The organism is Streptomyces sp. NPDC055103, assembly GCF_053607625.1.
Genome location: NZ_JBSGTX010000046.1, coordinates 1 through 21,783 on the forward strand (window position 1 = coordinate 1; position 21,783 = coordinate 21,783).

The following is a 21,783-nucleotide window of genomic DNA, read 5'->3' on the forward strand; positions in this document are numbered from 1 at the left end:
GGCCGGGCTCGCGGGGTCCGGCCTGATCCACACGACACCCCCTACGCTGGACACATGAGTACGACGATCGACCGGGGCACGGCCCAGGGCCTGCCGGAGTGGGACCGCTGCGCGGTCATGGGCGTGGTCAACGTGACCCCCGACTCCTTCTCCGACGGCGGCCGCTGGTTCGACACCACGGCCGCCGTCAAACACGGCCTCGACCTCGTCGCCCAGGGCGCCGACCTCGTCGACGTCGGCGGCGAGTCCACCCGCCCCGGCGCCACCCGCGTCGACGAGGAGGAAGAGCTCCGCCGCGTCGTCCCCGTCGTCCGCGGACTCGCCGCCGAAGGCGTCACCGTCTCCGTCGACACCATGCGCGCCGCCGTCGCCGCCCGCGCCGTCGCGGCCGGAGCCGTCCTCGTCAACGACGTCAGCGGCGGACTCGCCGACCCCGGCATGGTCCCCGCCGTCGCCGCCGCCGAAGTCCCCTTCGTCGTCATGCACTGGCGCGGCTTCAGCCAGGACATGAACAGCCTCGCCGTGTACGACGACGTCGTCGCCGAGGTCGTCGCGGAACTCCGCACCCGCCTGGACGCCGTCGTCACCGGCGGCATCGCCCCCGAGCGCATCGTCGTCGACCCCGGCCTCGGCTTCGCCAAGCTCGCCCCCCACGACCTGGCCCTCGTCGCCCACCTCCCCGAGCTCCGCGCCCTCGGCCGGCCCCTCCTGGTCGCCGCCTCCCGCAAACGCTTCCTCGGCCACGTCCTCACCCGCGACGGCTCCACCCCGCCCCCCGCACGCGAGCGCGACGCCGCCACCGCCGCCGTCTCCGCCATCGCCGCCCACGAGGGCGCCTGGGCCGTCCGCGTCCACGAGGTCAGGGCCACCGCCGACGCCGTACGCGTCGCCAGGGCCGTCGAGGGAGCCGCGTGAGCCGCACCACGGACCGATCAGCCGTCGAAGCCGCCAACACCGCCTTCTACGAGGCGATGGAGACCGGCGACTTCGAAGCCGTCTCCGCCCTCTGGCTCGACGACGGCGCCACCCCCATCACCTGCGTCCACCCCGGCTGGCCCGTCCTCACCGGCCGCGGCGAGGTACTCCGCTCGTACGCCCTGATCATGGCGAACACCGAGTACATCCAGTTCTTCCTCACCGACTTCAGGATCTCCCTGGCCGGCGGCACCGCCGTCGTCACCTGCACCGAGAACATCCTCAGCGGCGGCCCCGCCGAGGACGGCGCCGAGCTCGGCCCCCTCGTCGGCCAGCTCGTCGTCGCCACCAATGTGTTCCGCAGCACACCGGACGGCTGGAAGATCTGGTCCCACCACGCCTCCCCCGTCCTTACCGACAACGACGAGACGGACGCCGAAGGCCCCGGGATCGACGGCACGGAACCCCCCGCCTGACCCGCCCATGGCCCCCGAGGGCAAGCGCTGTCGGTCCCCGCAGGTAGATTCGAAGTGGACACCCGGCCGTCCGCAACCGGCTGCGTGGCCACCCGAACTACGACAGCAGGAGTGATTCGCGTGGATCGTGTCGCGCTGCGCGGCCTCAAGGCCCGAGGCCACCACGGCGTCTTCCCCAAGGAGCGCGAGGAGGGCCAGACCTTCATCGTGGACCTGGTCCTCGGCCTGGACACCCGCCCGGCCGCCGCCGACGACGACCTGGCGAAGACCGTCCACTACGGCATCGTCGCCGAGGAAGTCGTCGACGTCGTCCAGGGAGAACCCGTCGACCTCATCGAGACCCTCGCCGAGCGCATCGCCCAGCAGTGCCTCAGCCACGCCGGGGTCCAGGAGGTGGAAGTCGTCGTCCACAAACCGGACGCACCCATCACCGTGCCCTTCGACGACGTGACCATCACGATCACCCGGAGCCGACGATGAAGCCGACGCAGAGCGACCCCACCGTCCAGCCCGTACCGGCCTCCGTCGTCGCCACCGTCGACGCGGCCGACACGACGCTCTCCAACCCCCGCTGGGCCGTCATCGCCCTCGGCGCCAACCTCGGCAACCGCCTGGAGACCCTCCAGGGGGCCGTCGACGCCCTCGCGGACACCCCGGGCCTCCGGGTCAAGGCCGTCTCCCCCGTGTACGAGACGGAGCCCTGGGGCGTCGAGCCCGGCAGCCAGCCCTCGTACCTCAACGCGGTCGCGCTCCTGAAGACGACCCTGCCGCCCTCCTCCCTCCTGGAGCGGGCCCACGCCGTCGAGGAGGCCTTCCACCGCGTCCGCGAGGAGCGCTGGGGCTCCCGCACCATCGACGTCGACATCATCACGTACGCCGACGTGGTCTCCGACGACCCCGTCCTCACGCTCCCGCACCCCCGCGCCCACGAGCGCGCCTTCGTCCTCGCCCCCTGGCACGACATGGACCCCGAGGCCCAGCTCCCCGGGCGCGGCCCGGTCGCCGCCCTCCTCGCCGCCCTCGGCAGCGCGGGCGTCACTCCCCGTGTCGACCTGGAACTCCGTCTGCCCGAGTAGTCGTTACGCTTCGTGGCAGACCGCCCACGACCACGACCGACGACCACGTGAAGGACACCCGGTGAAACAACTGCGGCTGAAGGTGCTCGCCGGACTGTTCCTCGCGGCAGGCATCCTCTCCTGGGGCGGCGCCCGCCTGTGGGACTCCGTCGGCACCCTCCCCAGCGTGCCGATCGCCGCACCGATCGTCCTCGCCGTGATCGCGGTCGTCCTCACCGCGACCGCCCTCTCGATCCGCAGCCGTCTCAAGGCCCAGCGCGAGCGCCGCCCCGGCGCGAAGGGCGTCGAGCCCCTGATGGCGGCCCGCGCGGTGGTCTTCGGCCAGGCGAGCGCCCTGGTGGCCGCCCTCGTCGCCGGCATGTACGGCGGCACGGGCGTCTACCTCCTCGGCTTCCTCGACATCCCGGCCCGCCGCGACCAGGCCCTCTACGCGGCCCTCGCGGTGGCCGCGGGCATCGGCGTCATCGCGGCGGCACTCTTCCTGGAGCACGTCTGCAAACTCCCGGAAGACCCGGAGAACAACGACGAAGACCCGGGCAAGGCCCGGGTCTGAAGCGTCCCTCCGTCGTGGCGCGTCAGCGCGCCATGATGAGGCTCATCGCCTCGGCTCGGGTCGCGGGGTCCCGCAGCTGGCCGCGGACGGCCGAGGTGATGGTCTTGGCGCCGGGCTTGCGGATGCCTCGCATCGACATGCACATGTGCTCGCACTCGAAGACCACGATGACTCCGCGCGGCTCCAGGATCTCCATGAGCGAGTCCGCCACCTGTGTGGTGAGTCGTTCCTGCACCTGGGGGCGGCGGGCGTAGACGTCGACGAGCCGGGCCAGCTTCGACAGCCCGGTGATCTTGCCCGTCGTGGACGGGATGTACCCCACGTGGGCGACCCCGCGGAACGGGACGAGGTGGTGCTCACATGTCGAGTACACCTCAATGTCCTTGACCAGCACCATCTCGTCGTGGCCGATGTCGAACGTGGTCGTCAGGACATCCTCGGGCGTCTGCCACAGACCCGCGAATATCTCCTTGTACGCCCGCGCCACACGCCCGGGCGTCTCCCGCAGGCCCTCGCGGTCCGGGTCCTCGCCGACCGCGATGAGGAGCTCTCGTACGGCGTTCTCGGCGCGCTTCTCGTCGAATACGCCGATCGTGCCCTCGCCGTCCAGCGTCACCGGGTCGGTCATCTCTGTGCCTCGTTCCGTCTCTGAAGTGCGCGAAATGCCGCGCCCCCACAGGCTAAAACCTGTGGGGGCGCGGCAGCCATTCCGGGTCGCCGGGACCGTCAGTCCTCGGGGGTGTCCACCGGGGCGATCTCGATGCCCTTCGTGGTGTCGACCGACGGGGTCGCCGTGCCGTTCGCGCTGTTCGTCAGGGCGAGCTCCTTGGGGGAGAGCACCGGCGGACGCGTGGACGGGGTACGGCGGGAGGAGCCGGTCCAGGCCGGGCGGGCCGGGCGCTTGACGATGGGGGCGAAGATCTCGGCGATCTCCTCCTTGCCCAGCGTCTCCTTCTCGAGGAGGGCGAGGACCAGGTTGTCGAGAAGGTCACGGTTCTCGACGAGGATCTCCCAGGCCTCGTTGTGCGCGGTCTCGATGAGCTTCTTGACCTCTTCGTCGACCAGCGCCGCGACCTCTTCCGAGTAGTCCCGCGGGTGCGACATCTCGCGCCCGAGGAACGGCTCGGTGTTGTCGCCGCCGAACTTGATCGCGCCGAGACGCTCGGTCATGCCGTACTGCGTAACCATGGCTCGCGCCGTGGCCGTGGCCTTCTCGATGTCGTTCGCCGCGCCCGTGGTCGGGTCGTGGAAGACGAGCTCCTCGGCCGCGCGCCCGCCCAGCATGTAGGCGAGCTGGTCGAGCATCTCGTTGCGCGTGGTCGAGTACTTGTCCTCTTCCGGGAGCACCATCGTGTAGCCCAGGGCACGGCCGCGGGACAGGATGGTGATCTTGTGGACGGGGTCGGAGTTCGGTGAGGCCGCCGCGACCAGGGCGTGACCGCCCTCGTGGTACGCGGTGATCTTCTTCTCCTTGTCCGACATGATCCGGGTCCGCTTCTGCGGGCCCGCGACCACGCGGTCGATCGCCTCGTCCAGCGCGCTGTTGTCGATCAGCTTCTGGTCGCCGCGGGCGGTGAGGAGCGCCGCCTCGTTGAGGACGTTGGAGAGGTCCGCGCCGGTGAAGCCGGGGGTGCGTCGGGCGACGGCGCCGAGGTCGACGTCGGGCGCGACCGGCTTGCCCTTCTGGTGGACCTTGAGGATCTCCAGACGGCCCAGCATGTCCGGACGGTCGACGGCGATCTGCCGGTCGAAGCGGCCGGGGCGCAGGAGGGCGGGGTCGAGGATGTCGGGACGGTTGGTGGCGGCGATCAGGATGACGCCACCCTTGACGTCGAAGCCGTCCATCTCGACGAGCAGCTGGTTGAGGGTCTGCTCGCGCTCGTCGTGACCGCCGCCGAGGCCGGCGCCGCGGTGGCGTCCGACGGCGTCGATCTCGTCGACGAAGACGATGGCCGGTGCGTTGGCCTTGGCCTGCTCGAAGAGGTCGCGGACGCGGGAGGCGCCGACGCCGACGAACATCTCGACGAAGTCGGAGCCGGAGATCGAGTAGAACGGCACGCCGGCCTCGCCGGCGACGGCGCGCGCGAGGAGCGTCTTGCCGGTTCCGGGCGGGCCGTAGAGCAGGACGCCCTTCGGGATCTTGGCGCCGACGGCCTGGAACTTCGCGGGCTCCTGGAGGAATTCCTTGATCTCGTGGAGTTCCTCGACGGCCTCGTCCGAGCCTGCGACGTCGGCGAAGGTGGTCTTGGGCGTGTCCTTGGTGATGAGCTTCGCCTTGGACTTGCCGAACTGCATGACGCGGGAGCCGCCGCCCTGCATCTGGTTCATCAGGAAGAGGAAGACGACCACGATGAGGACGAAGGGGAGGAGGGAGAGCAGGATCGAGACGAAGGGCGACTGCTTCGTCGGGGAGACGGTGTAGCCCTTCTCGATCTGCCCGGCCTCGAACTTCTCCTGCAGCTTGTCCGCGATGTCCACGCCCTGGCTGCCGATGTAGCTGGCCTGGACCTTGCTGCTCTTGTCGATCTTCTGACCGTCGATGAGCTCGATCTTGATGATCTGCTCGTCACCGGTGGTGACCTTTGCCTGCTTGACCTGGTTCTTGTCGATCGCCTGGACGACCTTGCCGGTGTCCACCGTCTCGTAGCCCTCGGACGAGCCGACGACCTGCATCAGCACGACCACGGCGAGGACGGCCAGCACGATCCACATGACCGGCCCACGGAAGTATCGCTTCACGTCCATCCATACGGAGCGAGAACGCTCCGTCCCTCCTGCCCGTAGGAAAATGCTGCTGTGAGCTGCATGAGTGCTGCTATGTGAAAAAGCTGTTCTTCGGACGGTACCTCAGCATCGTCGCCCGCGACCGCCTTCCCGTGGTTCAACGGGGGGAAGGCGGTGCGGGTTCCCCGTACGGCCGGGAGTTCAGCCGGGTGATCGGGGGGTGATCAGCCGCCGTAGACGTGCGGGGCGAGCGTGCCGACGAACGGGAGGTTCCGGTACTTCTCCGCGTAGTCGAGGCCGTAGCCGACGACGAACTCGTTGGGAATGTCGAAGCCGATCCACTTGACGTCGATCGCGACCTTGGCGGCCTCGGGCTTCCGGAGGAGGGTGCAGACCTCCAGGGAGGCGGGCTCGCGGGAGCCGAGGTTCGACAGCAGCCAGGACAGGGTCAGGCCGGAGTCGATGATGTCCTCGACGATCAGGACGTGCTTGCCCTTGATGTCGGTGTCGAGGTCCTTGAGGATCCTGACGACGCCGGAGGACTGGGTGCCGGCGCCGTAGGAGGAGACGGCCATCCAGTCCATGGTGACGGGGGTGGACAGGGCGCGAGCCAGGTCCGCCATCACCATCACCGCGCCCTTGAGGACGCCGACGATGAGCAGGTCCTTGCCCGCGTATTCCGCGTCGATCTTCGCGGCCAGCTCTGCCAGCTTGGCGTCGATCTCTTCCTTGGTGATGAGCACCGACTGGAGGTCGGTGCCCATGTCCTTCTCGTTCACCCGGGTCACTTTCGTTGCAGCGTGCGTCAGCCTTGCCGGATGACCAGTCTGCCACCCTGGCGGCGGGCTTCGACTCGTCCGGGCAGGTTGATGGCCCCTTGGCCGCGCCAGCCGGTGATGAGCCGGTCGACTTCCTCGATGTGGCGGGCGAAGAGGGAGCCGGCGGGGGCGCCCTCGGCGATGACGGCGCGGCGCAGGACGCGGCGGCGTACGGCGGGGGGCAGGCCGGAGAGCTTGGCGCACTCGAGGGTGCCTGCCTCGTCGCGTACGGCGGTCTCGGCGTCGGCGGCCCAGGTGTCGAGGGCGTCGGCGTCGTCGCGGGAGAGCTGGGCCGTCCGGGCGAGGGCTTCGACGACGCCCTTGCCGAGGGCCTTCTCGAGGGCGGGGAGGCCCTCGTGGCGGAGTCGGGACCGGGTGTACGCGGGGTCGCTGTTGTGGGGGTCGTCCCAGACGGCGAGTTCCTGTGCGACGCAGGCCTTGCGGATGGTGTGGCGGTCGAGGTGGAGGAAGGGGCGGCGGTAGCGGCGGGCGGCGCCGGAGACGGCGGCCATGCCGGAGAGGGAGCGGATGCCGGAGCCGCGGGCGAGGCCGAGGAGGACGGTCTCCGCCTGGTCGTCGCGGGTGTGGCCGAGGAGGATCGCGGCGGCGCCGTGGCGCTCGGCGGCGGCGTCGAGGGCGGCGTAGCGCGCGTCGCGGGCGGCGGCCTCGGGTCCGCCTTCGCGGCCGACGGTGACGGTGACGGCCTCGGCGGGGGTGAGGCCGAGGGCGGTCATGCGTCCGGCGACCTCGGTGGCCCGGGTGTCGGAGCCGTCCTGGAGGCCGTGGTCGACGGTGATGCCGCCGGCGCGTACGGGGAGTTTGCGGGTCTCGAAGGCGAGTGCGGAGGCGAGCGCCATCGAGTCGGCGCCTCCGGAGCAGGCGACGAGGACGAGGGGTTCGCGTCCGTCGTGTGCGGTGGTGGGGTCGGTCTGGTGCTCGGTGAGGACGTCGTGGAGTACGCGGCGGACCGCCAGGCGTATCGCCGCGACCGCAGGATGGGGACCCATGTCCGGTGCCCTTCGTGATGGGGTGGGGTGCCTCGGTCGGAGTCTTAACGGTCGGAAAGGGGGGTTCGGTCACTCAGAGTGCGTCGATGGTGACAGAAACCCGGCCGTTACCCGAGCATTGCACGCCTCACCCCGTGGTCAGGGTCCCTCGGATGGGTGATTGGCGGGTTGTTCTCCCGTGTTGCCGCGCCGTCCGCCGCACCTGTCTCAGGAGTCTGCCTTACGGTGCACCCTCGCGATCCAGTCGGCGGGGGCGGCGATCTCGGACTTGGTGGGGAGCGTGTTGGGGGAGGTCCACACGCGGTTGAAGCCGTCCATGCCGACCTGGTCGACGACGGCGCGGACGAAGCGTTCGCCGTCGCGGTACTGGCGGAGTTTGGCGTCGAGGCCGAGGAGCTTGCGGAGGGCGAGGTCGAGGCGGGAGGCGCCGCGGGCGCGTCGCTGCTGGAACTTCTCCCGGATCTCGGCGACGGAGGGGACGACCTGGGGGCCGACGCCGTCCATGACGTAGTCGGCGTGGCCTTCGAGCAGGGACATGACGGCGGTGAGGCGGCCGAGGATCTCGCGCTGCTCGGGGGTCTGGACGATTTCGACGAGGGAGGGGGCGGGTTCGCCCGCCTCGCCCTCGGGGCGGCCGCCGGCGAGGGCCTGGGCGGCTTCGCGGAGGCGTTCGACGACGGTGCCGGGGTCGACGTCGGTGGCGGCGAGGAACGACTGGATCTCGCCCTGGAGGTGGTCGCGGAGCCAGGGGACGGCGGTGAACTGGGTGCGGTGGGTCTCCTCGTGGAGGCAGACCCACAGCCGGAAGTCGTGAGGTGAGACGTCGAGTTCGCGTTCGACGTGGACGATGTTGGGGGCGACGAGGAGGAGGCGTCCGCCGCCGTTGGCGCCCGCGGGGAGTTCGCGGGTGGCGGGGGCGAAGGTCTCGTACTGGCCGAGGATGCGGGAGGCGAGGAAGGACAGGAGCATGCCGAGCTCGACGCCGGTGACCTTGCCGCCGACGGCGCCGAGGACGGCGTTTCCGGGGGTGGCCGAGCGGCGGTCCTGCATCTTGCCGAGGAGCGGGGTGAGGAGTTCGCGGAAGCCGGCGACGTTGGCCTTGATCCAGCCGGCGCGGTCGACGACGAGGACGGGGGTGTCGTGGACGTCGGCGCCTTCGGGGAGCATCCGGGTGTAGGCGCGGACGTGTTGTTCGGAGGCCTTGGCGTGCTTGCGGAGTTCCGCGACGACCTCGCGGGCCTCGTCGCGGCTGACTTCGGGTCCGGGCCGCACGAGGCGGGTCGCGGTCGCGACCGCGAGGTTCCAGTCGACCATCCCGGATGTGCCTGCGCCACCGATGCTCGTCATGCGTCAACCGTACGGTCTCGGGGCTCGATCGGTGCGGGTTCGGGGCGGGTCGGACGCGTGGGGGGCGTGGTGCCGGCGGGGTCAGCTCCGGGCGGCGAGGGCTGCGGAGAGCCGGTCGAGGGCGGGCTGTGCCTCGTACGGGGAGAGGGTGCGGCCGGCGAGGAACGCGAAGGCGAGGAGCCGTCCGTCGGGGGTGACGACGGTGCCGGCGAGGGTGTTGACGCCCGTGAGGGTGCCGGTCTTGGCGCGGACGAGTCCGGCGCCGGCGGTGGCGGGTGCGGTGTCGAAGCGGCCGGCGAGGGTGCCGGTGAAGCCGCCGACGGGCAGGCCGGTGAGGACCGGGCGGAGGGTGGGGTGCGCGGGGTCGGCCGCGCGGGTGAGGAGCCCGGTGAGGAGTGCGGCCGAGACGCGGTCGCGGCGGTCGAGTCCGCTGCCGTCGGCGAAGCGGGCGCCGGCGAGGGGGAGGCCGAGTTCGGCGAGTTCGTCGCGTACGGCCTTCCCGGCGCCTTCGAAGCTGGCGGGCTGCTTGCGGGCGAGGGCGGTCTGGCGGGCGAGGGCCTCGGCGAGGTCGTTGTCGCTGTGGGTGAGGGTGCGCTCGGCGAGGTCGGCGAGGGGGGCGGAGTCCGTACGGGCGAGGGGGGCGGTCTTCGGGGCGGCCTGGTCCGGGGCGCCGGCGGCCTTCGGAGCGGGCGCGGGCGCGGGCTCGCCAGTGATCTTCACGCCGGCGCCGGTGAGGAGGCGGGCGAAGGCGGTGGCGGTGTCGCCGGCCGGGTCGGCGGTGCGGGGCGCGGGGCCGCTGTCGCTCCGGTCGAGGCGTCCCTCGCTGGTCATGAGGGCGGTGACGGGGGCGAGGTTCTCGTTGGGGCCGATGGGGTGGAGCGCGGGGCCCCGGTAGAGGCTCGTGTCGTAGGTGAGCCGTACGGGGGCGGTGTGGCCGCGGGTCTTGAGGGCGCGGGCGGTGTCGGCCGCGAGCGTCCTGAGGCGGGCCGGGTCGAGGGTGGGGTCGCCGCCGCCGGTGAGGGTGACGGTGCGGCCGTCGGTGGAGGCGGTGACGGTGGTGGGGATGCGGTGGTCGGGGCCGAGGGCGGAGAGCGCGGCGGCGACGGTGGCGATCTTGACGGTGGAGGCGGGGGTCATGGGCGTCGTGGCGCCTTCCCCGTACAGCTGGATGCCGGTGGCGGTGTCGACGACGGAGGCCGTGCGGAGCGGGCCGAGGCCGGGGTCGGCGAGGAGCGGTACGAGGGTGGCGGCGAGGTCCGCGGGGCGGCCGGCGGGGTGCTCGGCGGCGGCCGGGGTGTGCAGCGCGGGGAGGACGCCGGGGGCGCTGGGGGCGGGCGCTGGGCGGCGGGGCGCGGCGGGGGCGGGGGGCGGGGCGTGATGCGCGCCACCCTTCGCGGGGGCGGCGGCGCGGGTCCGCTCGGCCGTACGCTGACCCGAGTCCCACGGGCCTGCCGCGGTCACCGCCACGGCGGCCAGGGCGAGACCGAGGGCGGCGGAGCCCGCCGTGAGCTGCCACATCCTCGGCTCCGGCATGAGATGACCAGCCCCTTTCGCGATCACGGTCGTCCGTGAGGGACACTTAATCACCGCGCGTCGTCGCGAGCATTCACTTGTGTTGATTCAGGAGGAGCCACCCGTGGAGTTCGACGTTCTCATCGAGATCCCGAAGGGATCGCGGAACAAGTACGAGGTCGACCACGAGACGGGTCGCATCCGCCTGGACCGTCGTCTCTTCACGTCGACGGCCTACCCGACCGACTACGGCTACGTCGAGAACACCCTCGGCGAGGACGGCGACCCGCTGGACGCGCTCGTCATCCTGGACGAGCCCACGTTCCCGGGCTGCCTGATCAAGTGCCGCGCCATCGGCATGTTCCGCATGACGGACGAGGCGGGCGGCGACGACAAGCTGCTGTGCGTCCCGGCCACCGACCCGCGCATGGAGCACCTGCGGGACATCCACCACGTGGCGGAGTTCGACCGCCTGGAGATCCAGCACTTCTTCGAGGTCTACAAGGACCTGGAGCCGGGCAAGTCGGTCGAGGGTGCCGACTGGGTCGGCCGCGCCGAGGCCGAGGAAGAGATCGAGAAGTCCTACGCGCGCGCCAAGGAGCAGGGCGGCCACTGAGGCCGTGGCCTCTGTGATCGTGTGAAGGCGGTGCACCTCTTGGGGTGCACCGCCTTTCGTACGTCCGTCGCACGCCCATACTGGAATCCACGATTCCCTAGGGAGTGAGGCGGAGAGCGTTGTGGCGGAGCCGGACGGCTCGAAGAACGGTCCGGACGACAGCCCGGAGGACCGGAAGCCGCAGTCGGACGAGGCGCGGAGCGCGTTCGTGCCGCCGGCCGGGGTCGAGCAGCCCGCGCCGTCGGAGGAGGAGCATCCGACCTCGGAGTTCGCGCTTCCGCCGGGGCTGACGGCGGAGCCGCCGGCCGAGCAGGAGGGCTCGGCGTTCGTGCCGCCTGCCGGGTACTCGGCGGCCCCCGCGCATGACTCTCCGCCCGCGTTCACCCCGGCGTACGGGGTGCCCCAGGTGCGGTTGCCGCAGAACGCCCCGTGGCAGGACCAGATGCGGACCATGCTGCGGCTGCCGGTGGGTGACCGGCCGGTGCCGGAGGCGGTGCGCAAGGAGGACGAGGCGGGGCCTTCGGTGCCGCGTGTCCTCGACCTGACGCTGCGTATCGGCGAGCTGCTGCTCGCGGGCGGCGAGGGTGCGGAGGACGTCGAGGCGGCGATGTTCGTGATCTGCCGCTCGTACGGTCTGGACCGGGTCGAGCCGACGGTGACGTTCACCCTGCTCTCCGTCACGTACCAGCCGTCGCTCGTGGACGACCCGATCACGGCGAACCGGACGGTACGGCGGCGGGGTACGGACTACACGCGGCTGGCGGCGGTCTACACGCTGCTCGCCGACATCAACGACCGGGCGCACGAGGTGACGCCCGAGGAGGCGTACCGGCGGCTCGCGGAGATACGGCGGAACCGGCATCCGTATCCGGGGTGGGTGCTGACGGCGGCGGCGGGTGTGCTGGCCGGTGCGGCCTCGGTGCTGCTGGGTGGTGGCCCGACGGTCTTCCTGGTGGCGGCGCTCGGCGCGGTGCTCGGTGACCGGCTCGCGTGGCTGTGCGCGGGGCGCGGGCTGCCGGAGTTCTACCAGTTCCTGGTGGCGGCGATGCCGCCGGCGGCGATGGGGGTGCTCCTGACGCTGCTCCACGCGGACCTGCGGCCCTCGGCGGTGATCACCGGTGGGCTGTTCGCGCTGATTCCGGGGCGGGCGCTGGTGGCGGCCGTGCAGGACGGTCTGACCGGTTTCTACATCACGGCCTCGGCCCGGCTCCTGGAGGTCGCGTACTTCTTCGTCGCGATCGTGGTGGGCGTGCTGTCGGTGCTGTACGTGGCCGTGCAGTTCGACGCGCAGCTGAACCCCGAGGGGGCGCTGAAGGCGGTGGAGCGGCCGGTGACGCAGATCCTGGCGTCGATGGTGCTGTGCGCGACCTTCGCGATCCTTTTGCAGCAGTCGCGGGCGACGGTGCTCTTCGCGACGCTGAACGGCGGGGTGGCGTGGGTGATCTACGCGTCGATCGCGGTGACGGCGGGGGGCTCGGCGGTGATGGCGACGGCCGTGGCGGCGGGTCTGGTGGGGCTCTTCGGGCAGTTGATCGCCCGCTACCGCCACACGTCGTCGCTGCCGTACGTGACGGCGGCGATCGGGCCGCTGCTGCCGGGTTCGGCGACGTACTTCGGGGTGCTCGCCATCGCCCAGAACAACCTGGACCAGGGCTTCGCCTCGCTGGCGAAGGCGTCGGCGCTGGCCCTGGCGATCGCGATCGGGGTGAACCTGGGAGGCGAGCTGGCGCGGCTCTTCATGCAGGCGCCGGGTGCCGCGGCCGCCCGCCGCGCGGCCAAGCGGACCAGGGGTTTCTAGGGCGCCTGTGCGTCCGGCCGCTGCCTCTGTCCGTCGGATACGCGAAGGGGCCCCGCACGGTGTGCGGGGCCCCTTCGGTGCGTCGGTCGTGTCCGGGGTCAGCGCTTGGCGTGCCGGCCGCGGGGCGACTGGGGGTTCGGGGTGCCGGGGGCGTCGTGGTCGCCGTGGTCGTCGTGGGCGTCGTGGTCGCCCTCGGCCTGCGCCTTCTTCGACTGGGAGCGGGCCCGGAGGTACTCGATCACGATCGGGACCACCGAGAGCAGGACGATCCCGACGAGGATCATCTCGATGTGCCGGTGCACGAAGTCGATCTTGCCGAGGGAGGCGCCGAGCAGGGTCACGCCCGCGCCCCACAGCAGACCGCCGATGATGTTGAACGTGATGAACTGGCGGTAGTTCATGCGGCTGACGCCGGCGATGATCGGCGTGAACGTCCGGACGATGGGGACGAAGCGGGCCAGGATCAACGACTTCGGGCCGTGCTTCTCGAAGAACTCGTGCGCCTTCTCGACGTTCTCCTGCTTGAAGAGCTTGGAGTCGGGGCGCTTGAAGAGGGCCGGGCCGACCTTGCGCCCGAAGAGGTATCCGACCTGGTCGCCGATGACCGCCGCGGCCACGATCAGCGTGCACATCAGCCACAGCGGCATGTCCAGCTTGCCGGTCGTGATCAGCAGGCCGGTGGTGAAGAGCAGCGAGTCGCCGGGCAGGAAGAACCCGATGAGGAGGCCGGACTCGGCGAAGACGATGGCCAGGACGCCGATCGGCCCAAAGGTGTCGATCAGGAAGTCGGGGTCCAGCCAGCTCGGTCCGAGGGCAAGCGTGTTCACGGGTTCCGGGCTCCTGCGGTCGGTGGGGGCATGGGGGACGGCTGGCCCCAAGCTATCAACGCGGGCGGGGCGCGACCGGTTCCACCCGGATCCCACGGGATGCGGAGCGGGCCCTCCGGCCCGAGTCTTGGGGCTCAGGAGGTGCATCCGATGGGCATCGAGGAGTACGGAGGCGGCCAGGGGCCGCACCCTGACGTGCTGGTCGTCACGACGAACGACGTGCCGGGTTTTGAGGTCCGGCAGGTCATCGGTGAGGTCTTCGGGCTCACCGTGCGCTCGCGCCATCTGGGCAGCCAGATCGGCGCGGGGCTGAAGTCGATGATCGGCGGTGAGCTGAAGGGTCTGACGAAGACGCTGGTGCAGACCCGCAACCAGGCGATGGAACGACTGGTGGAGCAGGCCCAGGCGCGCGGTGCGAACGCCGTGCTGATGTTCCGCTTCGACGTGACGGAGGCGGCGGACGTGGGCACGGAGGTCTGTGCCTACGGCACGGCCGTGGTGATCTCGCCACGCGTCTGAGGTGACGTGACGCGCGGGCCCGGGTGCGGGCACGTACGTCCGTTTAGCCCGAATTTCGGGATGTTGTACGGCATTTGCCCATTTATGGTGGGGCGGTGGCCACTGATCATGCTCCGCCCGCGCAGTCCCCCTCCCCCGCGGAGACCCCCCTCAAGGTCCTGCTGCCCCAGGCCCTGCCCGCGCTCGTGGTCGGTGTGGGGGCCGCCCTGCTGTTCCTGGGGATCAGCTTCGTCTCCGAGGAGTTCCAGGGCGTCCTCTGGAACGACCTGCCGGACGCGCTCGGCATCGGTGGGTACTCCTCCCTCTGGATGATCATCATGCTCACGGCGACCGGTGTCGCCGTGGGTCTCGTCGTCTGGAAGGTGCCGGGGCACGCCGGTCCCGACCCGGCGTCCGAGGGCCTCGGCGGGGCGCCGCTCTCCCCCGCGGTCGTACCGGGTCTGCTGCTGGCGAGCGCGCTCGGGCTGGCCGGCGGCGTCAGCCTCGGCCCCGAGAACCCGATCATCGCGGCGAACATCGCCCTCGCCTACTGGCTCGGCCGCAGGGTCCAGCCCTCGCTGCCCGGGGCCGCCTGGGTCTCCCTGGCCTCGGCCGCCACCATCGGCGCCCTCTTCGGTACGCCGGTGGCCGCCGCCCTCGTGATCTCCGAGGCCCTGACCGCGCAGCCGAGCCGCGGCTCCCTCTGGGACCGGCTCTTCGCCCCGCTCGTCGCCGCCGGTGCGGGGGCGATGACCACCCAGCTGCTCGCCGAGCCCAGCTTCGACATGGGACTGCCGCCGCTGACCGACCCCGGCTGGGGCGACCTCCTCGCCTCCCTGATCATCGCCTCCGCCGCGGCGGTCTTCGGGCTGGCCTGCTGCTACCTCTTCCCGTACGTCCACGCCGCCTTCCACCGGCTGCGGCACCCGATGCTGATGCTTCCCCTCGGCGGCCTCGTCCTCGGCCTCCTGGGCGCCCTCGGCGGGCACCTGACCCTCTTCAAGGGCCTGGAGGAGGCCAAGGAGCTCACCTCCTCGATCGGCGCCTGGTCCTCCGGCGAACTGGCCAGGATGGCCGTCGTCAAACTCCTCGCCCTCGTCGTCGCCGCCTCCTGCGGCTTCCGGGGCGGCCGGATCTTCCCCGCCGTCTTCATCGGCGTCGCCTTCGGTCTCCTCGCCCAGGCGCTCGTCCCCGAGGTCCACCCCGCCGTCGCCGTCTCCTCCGCCGTCCTCGGCGTCCTGCTCGCCACCACCCGACAGGGCTGGATCAGCCTCTTCACCGGCGCCGTCCTCGCCCCCTCCCCCGCGATGCTCGCCGTCCTCTGCCTGGCGTCCCTCCCGGCCTGGCTGATCGTCACCGGCCGCCCCCAGCTCGAACTCGACCACCAGGGCAAAGCCCTGCGCTGACCCCTCGCCCCGCCGAGCCCCGGCGGCCCCACCCCCACCGAAGTCCACCGAAGCCCCTCCGAGCCCCATCGGGCCGTCCCATCGGGCCGTCCCATCGGGCCGTCCCACCGGACCGTCCCACCGGACCGTCCACCGCACAGAAGGAGTCCCCCCATGCCGTTGCACCAGGGTCCCGACGCCTCCCCGCCCGACCACGAGCGCCGGCTCGCGCTCAACCCCTTCTTCGGGGAGGCCGACCCGGTCGGCGGCATGACCGAGGCCCCGCCGCGCCACCGCCTCCCTGACCGGCCGCTGCCCCCGATGAGCGCCTATCAGATCGTCCACGACGAGCTGATGCTCGACGGCAACTCCCGGCTCAACCTCGCCACCTTCGTCACCACCTGGATGGAGCCCCAGGCCGGTGTCCTGATGAGCGAGTGCCGCGACAAGAACATGATCGACAAGGACGAGTACCCGCGCACCGCCGAACTGGAGCGGCGCTGCGTCGCCATGCTCGCCGACCTGTGGAACGCCCCCGACCCGGCGACGGCCATCGGCTGCTCCACCACCGGCTCCAGCGAGGCCTGCATGCTCGCCGGCCTGGCCCTCAAGCGCCGCTGGGCCAAGCGGAACGCCGACCGCTACCCGGGCAGCGCCCGCCCCAACCTGGTGATGGGCGTCAACGTCCAGGTCTGCTGGGAGAAGTTCTGCAACTTCTGGGAGGTCGAGGCCCGGCTCGTCCCCATGGAGGGCGACCGCTTCCACCTCGACGCCGAGTCCGCCGCCGCGCTCTGCGACGAGAACACCATCGGGGTCGTCGCCGTCCTCGGCTCCACCTTCGACGGCTCCTACGAACCGGTCGCCGAGATCTGCGCCGCCCTGGACGCCCTCCAGGAACGCACCGGCATCGACGTCCCCGTCCATGTCGACGGAGCCTCCGGCGCCATGGTCGCCCCCTTCCTCGACGAGGACCTCGTCTGGGACTTCCGCCTCCCCCGCGTCTCCTCGGTCAACACCTCCGGTCACAAGTACGGCCTGGTCTACCCCGGCGTCGGCTGGGCGCTGTGGCGCTCGCCCGCCGAACTCCCCGAGGACCTCGTCTTCCGCGTCAACTACCTGGGCGGCGACATGCCCACCTTCGCCCTCAACTTCTCCCGGCCGGGCGCCCAGGTCGTCGCGCAGTACTACACCTTCCTCAGGCTCGGCAGGGAGGGCTACCGGGCGGTGCAGCGGACCTCCCGGGACGTCGCCAGGGGACTCGCCGAACACATCGAGGCCATGGGCGACTTCCGGCTCCTCACCCGAGGCGACCAGCTGCCCGTCTTCGCCTTCACCACCGTGCCCGACGTCACCTCCTTCGACGTCTTCGACGTCTCCCGGCGGCTGCGCGAACGGGGCTGGCTCGTCCCCGCCTACACCTTCCCCGCGGACCGCGAGGACCTGTCCGTCCTGCGCGTGGTCTGCCGCAACGGCTTCTCGGCCGACCTCGCCGGGCTGTTCGTCGAGGACCTGAAGCGGCTGCTTCCCGAACTCCGGAGCCAGCCCCATCCGTTCACCCACGACAAGGACGCGGCGACCTCCTTCCACCACTGAGCCTGCGAGCCCGGAAGCCCGGACACCCGGAAACCCGGGCTCCCGGACGCCCGACGCCCGGACGGGGGCCTCAGCGGCCCTCGTCCTCGCAGGCCAGCAGGAACTCCGACCACCGCACCCCGTCCACCGTCAGCGCGAACTGACAGGGGGCCGTCTCCCGCAGCAGTCCCAGCGGGGTGCGACGGATGTAGTGCGAGCCGTCGCCGAGCCGGACGAAGGTACGCCCGCCGTCCACGCTCCCGTACCCCGACAGCTCCCCGCCGATCTCCACCCGGCCGCCGGGCCCCGGGACCGGCAGCCCCAGCAGCGTCCGGGGCTCCGCCTCGGCCCCCGTCGTCCACATGCGCTGCCACGTCCGGCCCCCGTCCACGGAGCGGTGCAGCGCCCGCATCGGGTTCTTGACGGGCGCGCCGCCCGCAAGCTCCCCCATCTCCGCCGCGTACACCGCGTCCGGGCCGACCGCCACCGCCGTGAACCACGCGGGCCCCGCCGCCGGGCTCGGCAGCCGGCTCACCGTCCAACTCCGGCCCGCGTCCCGGGAGACCGCGACCGCCGCCCGCCCGGAGAGCGGATCCGCCCCCGAGACCCACCAGGACCCGTCGGGCTCCGGCTGCTCCGCCGGACGCGGCTGCGCCCCGAGGAGCGGCACCCGGGCAAGCGCCCTGCGCCGCCCGTCCTGCGGCGAGACCACGACGAGGCGCTTCCGGTCGCAGTCGTCCGGCAGGGCCCCGGCGGGCACCGCGCAGTCCGTGGTGAGGACCGCCCCCGCCGGTATCTCCGGGGTCGTGCCGACCGTACGCCGGTCGCCCTCCCGCCAACTCCGGCCGCCGTCCCGGGTGAACCAGGTCCGGGCGTCCGGCCCCGCGCCGCCGTCCTCGACGAGCGCCCGGCCCGGCCCGAGGACCAGCAGATTCGCCGAGGAACCCTCCGGCATCCGTATCTCGGGCAGCGGCGACCGCCGTCGCACCCACTCCTTCGCCCCGGCGTCCCGCACGGCCACGTGCTGCCGGCAGAAGCCGCTCTCCGGCGCCGCCGGAACACTCACGCACTCGGCGAGCAGGGCGAACCCGCTGCCGTCGCGCGCCAGTCCCAGACTGTGCGCCGAGCCGGGCAGCCCGGCCGAGGACGGCAGCCGGGGCGGCGCCCCGACCACCCCCGGCGGACGCGGGGAGGGCGAAGCCGGACCCCCTGAAGCCCCGGCCCCCGGCGCGCGATCATCCCCGCCCCCTCCCGCTCCCGCTCCCGTTCCCGCCCCTGTTCCTCCCGGGCCCCCTCCCGCTCCCGTACAACCCGTCAATACCACCAACACCAGCGCCACGACGGCGCCGGCCGCTCCCACGAGCCTGCGCATCGCACGATCCCCCTTGCCCCTAGGGCGGTTCGCGGTGAACCGCTGCTTTCAATACACCGCTCGCCGCCTTCGGGTTCCCACCTCCGCGCCCCTACTTTCCGAGCCGCCCGAACCTCCGCACCGCCAGCGGGAAGAAGACCGCGAGCAGCACCAGCGGCCACACCACCGCCGCCCCGACGTGCCCCGGCTCGCCGCCCGGACTGCCGAAGAGTTCGCGTACCGCCGTCGCGGTCGCCGACATCGGGTTCCACTCCACGACCGTGCCGAGCCAGCCCGGCATCGAGTCCGGCGAGGCGAAGGCGTTGGAGAGGAAGCCGACGGGCCAGACCAGGATCTGCACCGCCTGCACCAGCTCCGCCCGCCCCGCGACCAGGGCGAGGAAGATCCCGATCCACAGCATCGCGAAGCGCAGCAGGAGCAGCAGCCCCAGCGCCCCCAGAAACGTTCCGGCGCCGCCGTGCGCCCGCCAGCCGATCGCGTACCCCACGCCCACCATCACGAGCAGCCCCGCCGCCGACTGGAGCATGTCGGCGGCCGCCCGCCCGACCAGGACCGCGCCGTCGGTCATCGGCATCGACCGGAACCGGTCGATCACCCCCTTGTTCAGGTCCCGCGTCACCGCCGTCATGGTGCCTTCGAGCCCGAAGACCATGGTCAGCGTGAGCATCCCCGGCACCAGATAGTCGACGTAGTCGCCGTCGACGGCGCTCCCGCCGCCGACGAGGTAGCCGAACATCAGCAGCATCATCACCGGGAACACGAGCCCGACCAGGACCTGTACGGGCTGCCGCGCCCAGTGGGCCAGTTCGCGGCGGGTCATCGTCCAGCAGTCGCTCACCACGTACGCCACGCTCATGCCGCCATCTCCTTCGTCTCCTTCGCCCGGCCGGGCTCCCGCTCCGTCAGCCGCAGGAAGGCCTCGTCCAGCGTCGGCCGTCGCAGCGCGATGTCCTCCGCCTCGATCCCCGCCTCCCCGAGGGCCCGCACGGTCTCGGTCAGCGAGGCCATCCGGTCCGCCACCGGCGCACTCAGGAGCCGCCGGTCGGCGTCCACGCTCACCTCCGCCCGGGCCGCCGGCAGCAGCGCGGCCGCCTCGTCGAGCCGTGCCGCGTCCCGTACGACCACGTCGATGCGGTCGGCACCGACCCTCGCCTTGAGCTCGTCGGCCGTGCCGTCGGCGACGACCCGGCCCCGGTCCACGACCGAGATCCGGTCGGCGAGCCGGTCGGCCTCCTCCAGGTACTGCGTCGTGAGCAGGACCGTCGTGCCCCCGCCGACCAGGGAGCGCACCGATTCCCACACCTCGCCGCGACCGCGCGGGTCGAGCCCGGTCGTCGGCTCGTCGAGGAAGAGCACCTCGGGTTCGGTGATCAGCGAGGCGGCCAGGTCGAGCCGCCGCCGCATGCCGCCGCTGTACTGCCTGACCGGCTTGCGGCCGGTGTCCGTGAGGCCGAAGCGCTCCAGGAGCTCGTCGGCCCGCGCCCCGGCGCCCCGCGCGCCCAGGTGGTGGAGCCTGCCGAACATCTCCAGGTTCTGCCGGCCGCCCAGCTCCTCGTCGAGGGCCGCGTGCTGCCCGAGCAGCCCGATCCGCCGGCGCACCTCCCGGGCCTCGGTCCTTACGTCGTGGCCCGCGACCCGCACCAGGCCCTCGTCGTGGCGCAGCAGGGTGGCCAGGATCCGTACGGTGGTGGTCTTTCCCGCGCCGTTGGGGCCGAGCAGGCCGTGGACCGTGCCGCGGGCGACGGCGAGGTCGAGCCCGGCCAGGGCGTCCTTCTCGCCGTACCGCTTCCGTGCGCCCTCCACGAGGATCGATTCCGTGTTCATCCCAGTTCCTCCCGAAAACACCGTAGTCAAATTTGACCACTTGCCACCGACGGAGGAAGTTATGCCCTCGCGAGCCTCTAGTCAAGCTTGATTAGTCGACGGAATCCCCGGCGGCGTCCTCGGCAGACTCCCCGGCGGCGTCCTCGGCGGAATCCGCGACGGAATCCCCGGCAGGGTCCTCCCCCGGCCCCGTCGCGAACGGGTTCTCCTCGCCCTCGGCGAGTACGCCCACGAAGGGATCACCCTCACCCGCGAACACGTACGCCCCGCCCTCGATCCGCTCGATCAGGCCGAGCGTCCACTCCTTGCCCGCGTCCGCCGAGTGCACCCAGAGGTGCATGATCTCGCCGATGTGTCCGAGCTGCCCCGGGCCGCCCTCCGGGGTGTAGTACCCGGTGACGGCGTCCCGCCACTCGTCGAGCGCCCGCACCCGCCGGCGCAGCAGCTCCGCCGCCTCCGCCCGGGGGAGGTCCACGATGAAGCCGATGCCCGCCGACAGGACGTCCATCTTCTGGTCGTACGTGGTCAGGGCCTCGCGGAGCAGCGCGAAGTACTCCTCGGCGCCCCGCTCCGTCAGCTCGTACTCGACGCGTGGCGGCCCGCCGACCGCGCTCGGCGCCATCTCATGGGCGTGCAGCAGTCCCTGCTTCGCCATCTGCTTGAGCGCGTGATAGATCGAGCCGGGCTTGGCGTTGGACCATTCGTGCGCGCCCCAGAACTCGAGGTCGTTGCGCACCTGGTAGCCGTGGGCGCGGCCGTGCTGCTTCACCGCACCCAGGACGAGCAGTCGGATCGCCGACATCCACGTACCTCCCTAGTCAATTTTGACCAGGGTACGCAGGATACGAGGGCACACCGGCGCGCGGACCGCAAGCCGGGGTCCGCGCGGCGCGGTCACCCCCAGCCCTGCTCCTCCTTGATCAGGTCGAAGGAGCTCTTGCCGTCCAGGGACTCGCGGATGACGTCCGCGTGCCCGGCGTGCCGCCCGGCCTCCTGGACGAGGTGGAGCAGCATCCAGCGGACCGACACCCGGCCGTCCTTCGGGAACCAGGGCGCCTCGGGCAGCGGGAAGGTGTCGTCCAGGCTCGGCACCGAGCGGGCGAAGTCCTCGGTCTCCTTGGCGACGCCCGCCCAGAACTCCATGATCTGCGGGACCGTCTCGTCCCCGACGAGCCGGAAGCCCTCGTTCCAGGTCTCCTCGGTGCGCTGCTTCTCGTTCTCGCGCTGCTGCGCGAGGCGGAGCCAGTTCAGCTCCACCTCGGCGACGTGCTTGAGCAGCCCGGACAGGGTCAGTTCGCTGGCGCTGGGGCGGCTCGCGGCCTGCTCCTCCGTGAGCCCGAGGAGCGCTCGCCGGATCGCGGCGCGCTGCGCCTCGATGAAGTTGAGGAGCGCGCCGCGCTCGTCGCCGTGGGCCTCGGTGGGAACGAGAGCGACCATGGTGGATCCTTCCGTACGTCTACGCC

General features: G+C 71.9%; 22 protein-coding genes. 10 read left to right on the forward strand and 12 right to left on the reverse strand.

Annotation, left to right across the window (positions count from 1 at the left end; translation table 11 throughout):
• Positions 1-54: 54 nt before the first annotated feature.
• From folP to ACWFR1_RS26285, 5 genes are all read left to right on the forward strand, one after another.
• Entirely contained in the window at positions 55-915 is an 861-nt protein-coding gene (gene folP, locus ACWFR1_RS26265; RefSeq protein WP_453555163.1) for a dihydropteroate synthase, read from the forward strand.
• Positions 912-1,391, forward strand: a complete 480-nt coding sequence (locus ACWFR1_RS26270) for a nuclear transport factor 2 family protein (protein WP_453555165.1) — start codon at positions 912-914, stop codon at positions 1,389-1,391. Before folP ends, ACWFR1_RS26270 begins: the two co-directional genes overlap by 4 nt.
• A 120-nt stretch (positions 1,392-1,511) precedes the next feature.
• A complete protein-coding gene (folB, locus tag ACWFR1_RS26275; protein WP_017240053.1) occupies positions 1,512-1,871 on the forward strand; it encodes a dihydroneopterin aldolase in 360 nt (119 codons plus the stop codon).
• Positions 1,868-2,467: a 2-amino-4-hydroxy-6-hydroxymethyldihydropteridine diphosphokinase gene (gene folK / locus ACWFR1_RS26280; RefSeq protein WP_453555168.1), complete on the forward strand. Its 600-nt coding sequence runs from the start codon at positions 1,868-1,870 to the stop codon at positions 2,465-2,467. Before folB ends, folK begins: the two co-directional genes overlap by 4 nt.
• A gap of 61 nt (positions 2,468-2,528) precedes the next feature.
• Positions 2,529-3,020 carry a DUF3180 domain-containing protein gene (locus ACWFR1_RS26285; protein WP_453555170.1) on the forward strand — a complete coding sequence of 164 codons (492 nt, stop codon included), beginning with the start codon at positions 2,529-2,531 and terminating at the stop codon, positions 3,018-3,020.
• Positions 3,021-3,042: 22 nt separating this feature from the next.
• On the opposite strand, the gene folE is transcribed toward ACWFR1_RS26285, so the two are convergent.
• From folE to dacB, 6 genes are all read right to left on the reverse strand, one after another.
• Positions 3,043-3,648 carry a GTP cyclohydrolase I FolE gene (folE, locus tag ACWFR1_RS26290; protein ID WP_453555172.1) on the reverse strand — a complete coding sequence of 202 codons (606 nt, stop codon included), beginning with the start codon at positions 3,646-3,648 and terminating at the stop codon, positions 3,043-3,045.
• A 98-nt stretch (positions 3,649-3,746) separates the two neighbouring features.
• Positions 3,747-5,765, reverse strand: a complete 2,019-nt coding sequence (ftsH, locus tag ACWFR1_RS26295; protein ID WP_453555173.1) for an ATP-dependent zinc metalloprotease FtsH — start codon at positions 5,763-5,765, stop codon at positions 3,747-3,749.
• A gap of 203 nt (positions 5,766-5,968) precedes the next feature.
• On the reverse strand, positions 5,969-6,508 hold the full coding sequence (gene hpt / locus ACWFR1_RS26300; RefSeq protein WP_030219931.1) for a hypoxanthine phosphoribosyltransferase: 540 nt from the start codon (positions 6,506-6,508) through the stop codon (positions 5,969-5,971).
• Between the two features lie 41 nt (positions 6,509-6,549).
• Positions 6,550-7,569, reverse strand: coding sequence for a tRNA lysidine(34) synthetase TilS (gene tilS, locus ACWFR1_RS26305; RefSeq protein ID WP_453555175.1), 1,020 nt, complete (start codon positions 7,567-7,569; stop codon positions 6,550-6,552).
• A gap of 207 nt (positions 7,570-7,776) precedes the next feature.
• A complete protein-coding gene (locus ACWFR1_RS26310; protein WP_453555177.1) occupies positions 7,777-8,916 on the reverse strand; it encodes a zinc-dependent metalloprotease in 1,140 nt (379 codons plus the stop codon).
• An 81-nt stretch (positions 8,917-8,997) separates the two neighbouring features.
• Positions 8,998-10,449, reverse strand: coding sequence for a D-alanyl-D-alanine carboxypeptidase/D-alanyl-D-alanine endopeptidase (gene dacB, locus ACWFR1_RS26315; protein ID WP_453555179.1), 1,452 nt, complete (start codon positions 10,447-10,449; stop codon positions 8,998-9,000).
• A gap of 103 nt (positions 10,450-10,552) precedes the next feature.
• On the opposite strand from dacB, the gene ACWFR1_RS26320 reads away from it, so the two are divergent.
• Both ACWFR1_RS26320 and ACWFR1_RS26325 read left to right on the forward strand, forming a co-directional pair.
• Positions 10,553-11,044: an inorganic diphosphatase gene (locus tag ACWFR1_RS26320; protein ID WP_024758444.1), complete on the forward strand. Its 492-nt coding sequence runs from the start codon at positions 10,553-10,555 to the stop codon at positions 11,042-11,044.
• Positions 11,045-11,165: 121 nt separating this feature from the next.
• Positions 11,166-12,842 carry a threonine/serine exporter family protein gene (locus ACWFR1_RS26325; protein WP_453555181.1) on the forward strand — a complete coding sequence of 559 codons (1,677 nt, stop codon included), beginning with the start codon at positions 11,166-11,168 and terminating at the stop codon, positions 12,840-12,842.
• 98 nt (positions 12,843-12,940) lie between these two features.
• On the opposite strand, the gene ACWFR1_RS26330 is transcribed toward ACWFR1_RS26325, so the two are convergent.
• Positions 12,941-13,669: a DedA family protein gene (locus tag ACWFR1_RS26330; protein WP_453555183.1), complete on the reverse strand. Its 729-nt coding sequence runs from the start codon at positions 13,667-13,669 to the stop codon at positions 12,941-12,943.
• Between the two features lie 150 nt (positions 13,670-13,819).
• On the opposite strand from ACWFR1_RS26330, the gene ACWFR1_RS26335 reads away from it, so the two are divergent.
• The 3 genes from ACWFR1_RS26335 (at position 13,820) to ACWFR1_RS26345 (ending at position 17,145) form a co-directional block, all read left to right on the forward strand.
• On the forward strand, positions 13,820-14,188 hold the full coding sequence (locus ACWFR1_RS26335; RefSeq protein WP_453555185.1) for a YbjQ family protein: 369 nt from the start codon (positions 13,820-13,822) through the stop codon (positions 14,186-14,188).
• A gap of 95 nt (positions 14,189-14,283) precedes the next feature.
• On the forward strand, positions 14,284-15,573 hold the full coding sequence (locus ACWFR1_RS26340; protein ID WP_453555187.1) for an ion channel protein: 1,290 nt from the start codon (positions 14,284-14,286) through the stop codon (positions 15,571-15,573).
• 153 nt (positions 15,574-15,726) lie between these two features.
• Positions 15,727-17,145 carry a glutamate decarboxylase gene (locus ACWFR1_RS26345; protein WP_453555189.1) on the forward strand — a complete coding sequence of 473 codons (1,419 nt, stop codon included), beginning with the start codon at positions 15,727-15,729 and terminating at the stop codon, positions 17,143-17,145.
• A gap of 70 nt (positions 17,146-17,215) precedes the next feature.
• Here ACWFR1_RS26345 and ACWFR1_RS26350 read toward each other — a convergent pair whose 3' ends face one another.
• The 5 genes from ACWFR1_RS26350 to ACWFR1_RS26370 all read right to left on the reverse strand — a co-directional run bounded on the left by ACWFR1_RS26350 (position 17,216) and on the right by ACWFR1_RS26370 (position 21,757).
• Positions 17,216-18,298: a WD40/YVTN/BNR-like repeat-containing protein gene (locus ACWFR1_RS26350; protein WP_453555191.1), complete on the reverse strand. Its 1,083-nt coding sequence runs from the start codon at positions 18,296-18,298 to the stop codon at positions 17,216-17,218.
• A 289-nt stretch (positions 18,299-18,587) separates the two neighbouring features.
• Positions 18,588-19,352, reverse strand: coding sequence for an ABC transporter permease (locus ACWFR1_RS26355; RefSeq protein ID WP_453555193.1), 765 nt, complete (start codon positions 19,350-19,352; stop codon positions 18,588-18,590).
• Positions 19,349-20,320: an ATP-binding cassette domain-containing protein gene (locus ACWFR1_RS26360; RefSeq protein ID WP_453555195.1), complete on the reverse strand. Its 972-nt coding sequence runs from the start codon at positions 20,318-20,320 to the stop codon at positions 19,349-19,351. Before ACWFR1_RS26360 ends, ACWFR1_RS26355 begins: the two co-directional genes overlap by 4 nt.
• 91 nt (positions 20,321-20,411) lie before the next feature.
• Positions 20,412-21,122, reverse strand: a complete 711-nt coding sequence (locus ACWFR1_RS26365) for a PadR family transcriptional regulator (protein WP_453555197.1) — start codon at positions 21,120-21,122, stop codon at positions 20,412-20,414.
• A gap of 92 nt (positions 21,123-21,214) precedes the next feature.
• Positions 21,215-21,757, reverse strand: coding sequence for a DinB family protein (locus tag ACWFR1_RS26370; protein ID WP_453555199.1), 543 nt, complete (start codon positions 21,755-21,757; stop codon positions 21,215-21,217).
• Positions 21,758-21,783: the final 26 nt, after the last annotated feature.

Bases quoted from the DNA above. Each gene is read 5' to 3' on its own strand.
- ACWFR1_RS26310 (WP_453555177.1), bottom strand. From the start codon at position 8,916: ATGACGAGCATCGGTGGCGCAGGCACATCCGGGATGGTCGACTGGAAC.
- hpt (WP_030219931.1), bottom strand. From the start codon at position 6,508: ATGGGCACCGACCTCCAGTCGGTGCTCATCACCAAGGAAGAGATCGAC.
- tilS (WP_453555175.1), bottom strand. From the start codon at position 7,569: ATGGGTCCCCATCCTGCGGTCGCGGCGATACGCCTGGCGGTCCGCCGC.
- ACWFR1_RS26360 (WP_453555195.1), bottom strand. From the start codon at position 20,320: ATGAACACGGAATCGATCCTCGTGGAGGGCGCACGGAAGCGGTACGGC.
- folP (WP_453555163.1), top strand. From the start codon at position 55: ATGAGTACGACGATCGACCGGGGCACGGCCCAGGGCCTGCCGGAGTGG.
- ACWFR1_RS26365 (WP_453555197.1), bottom strand. From the start codon at position 21,122: ATGTCGGCGATCCGACTGCTCGTCCTGGGTGCGGTGAAGCAGCACGGC.
- dacB (WP_453555179.1), bottom strand. From the start codon at position 10,449: ATGCCGGAGCCGAGGATGTGGCAGCTCACGGCGGGCTCCGCCGCCCTC.
- ACWFR1_RS26335 (WP_453555185.1), top strand. From the start codon at position 13,820: ATGGGCATCGAGGAGTACGGAGGCGGCCAGGGGCCGCACCCTGACGTG.
- folK (WP_453555168.1), top strand. From the start codon at position 1,868: ATGAAGCCGACGCAGAGCGACCCCACCGTCCAGCCCGTACCGGCCTCC.
- ACWFR1_RS26345 (WP_453555189.1), top strand. From the start codon at position 15,727: ATGCCGTTGCACCAGGGTCCCGACGCCTCCCCGCCCGACCACGAGCGC.
- ACWFR1_RS26355 (WP_453555193.1), bottom strand. From the start codon at position 19,352: ATGAGCGTGGCGTACGTGGTGAGCGACTGCTGGACGATGACCCGCCGC.
- folE (WP_453555172.1), bottom strand. From the start codon at position 3,648: ATGACCGACCCGGTGACGCTGGACGGCGAGGGCACGATCGGCGTATTC.
- ftsH (WP_453555173.1), bottom strand. From the start codon at position 5,765: ATGGACGTGAAGCGATACTTCCGTGGGCCGGTCATGTGGATCGTGCTG.
- ACWFR1_RS26370 (WP_453555199.1), bottom strand. From the start codon at position 21,757: ATGGTCGCTCTCGTTCCCACCGAGGCCCACGGCGACGAGCGCGGCGCG.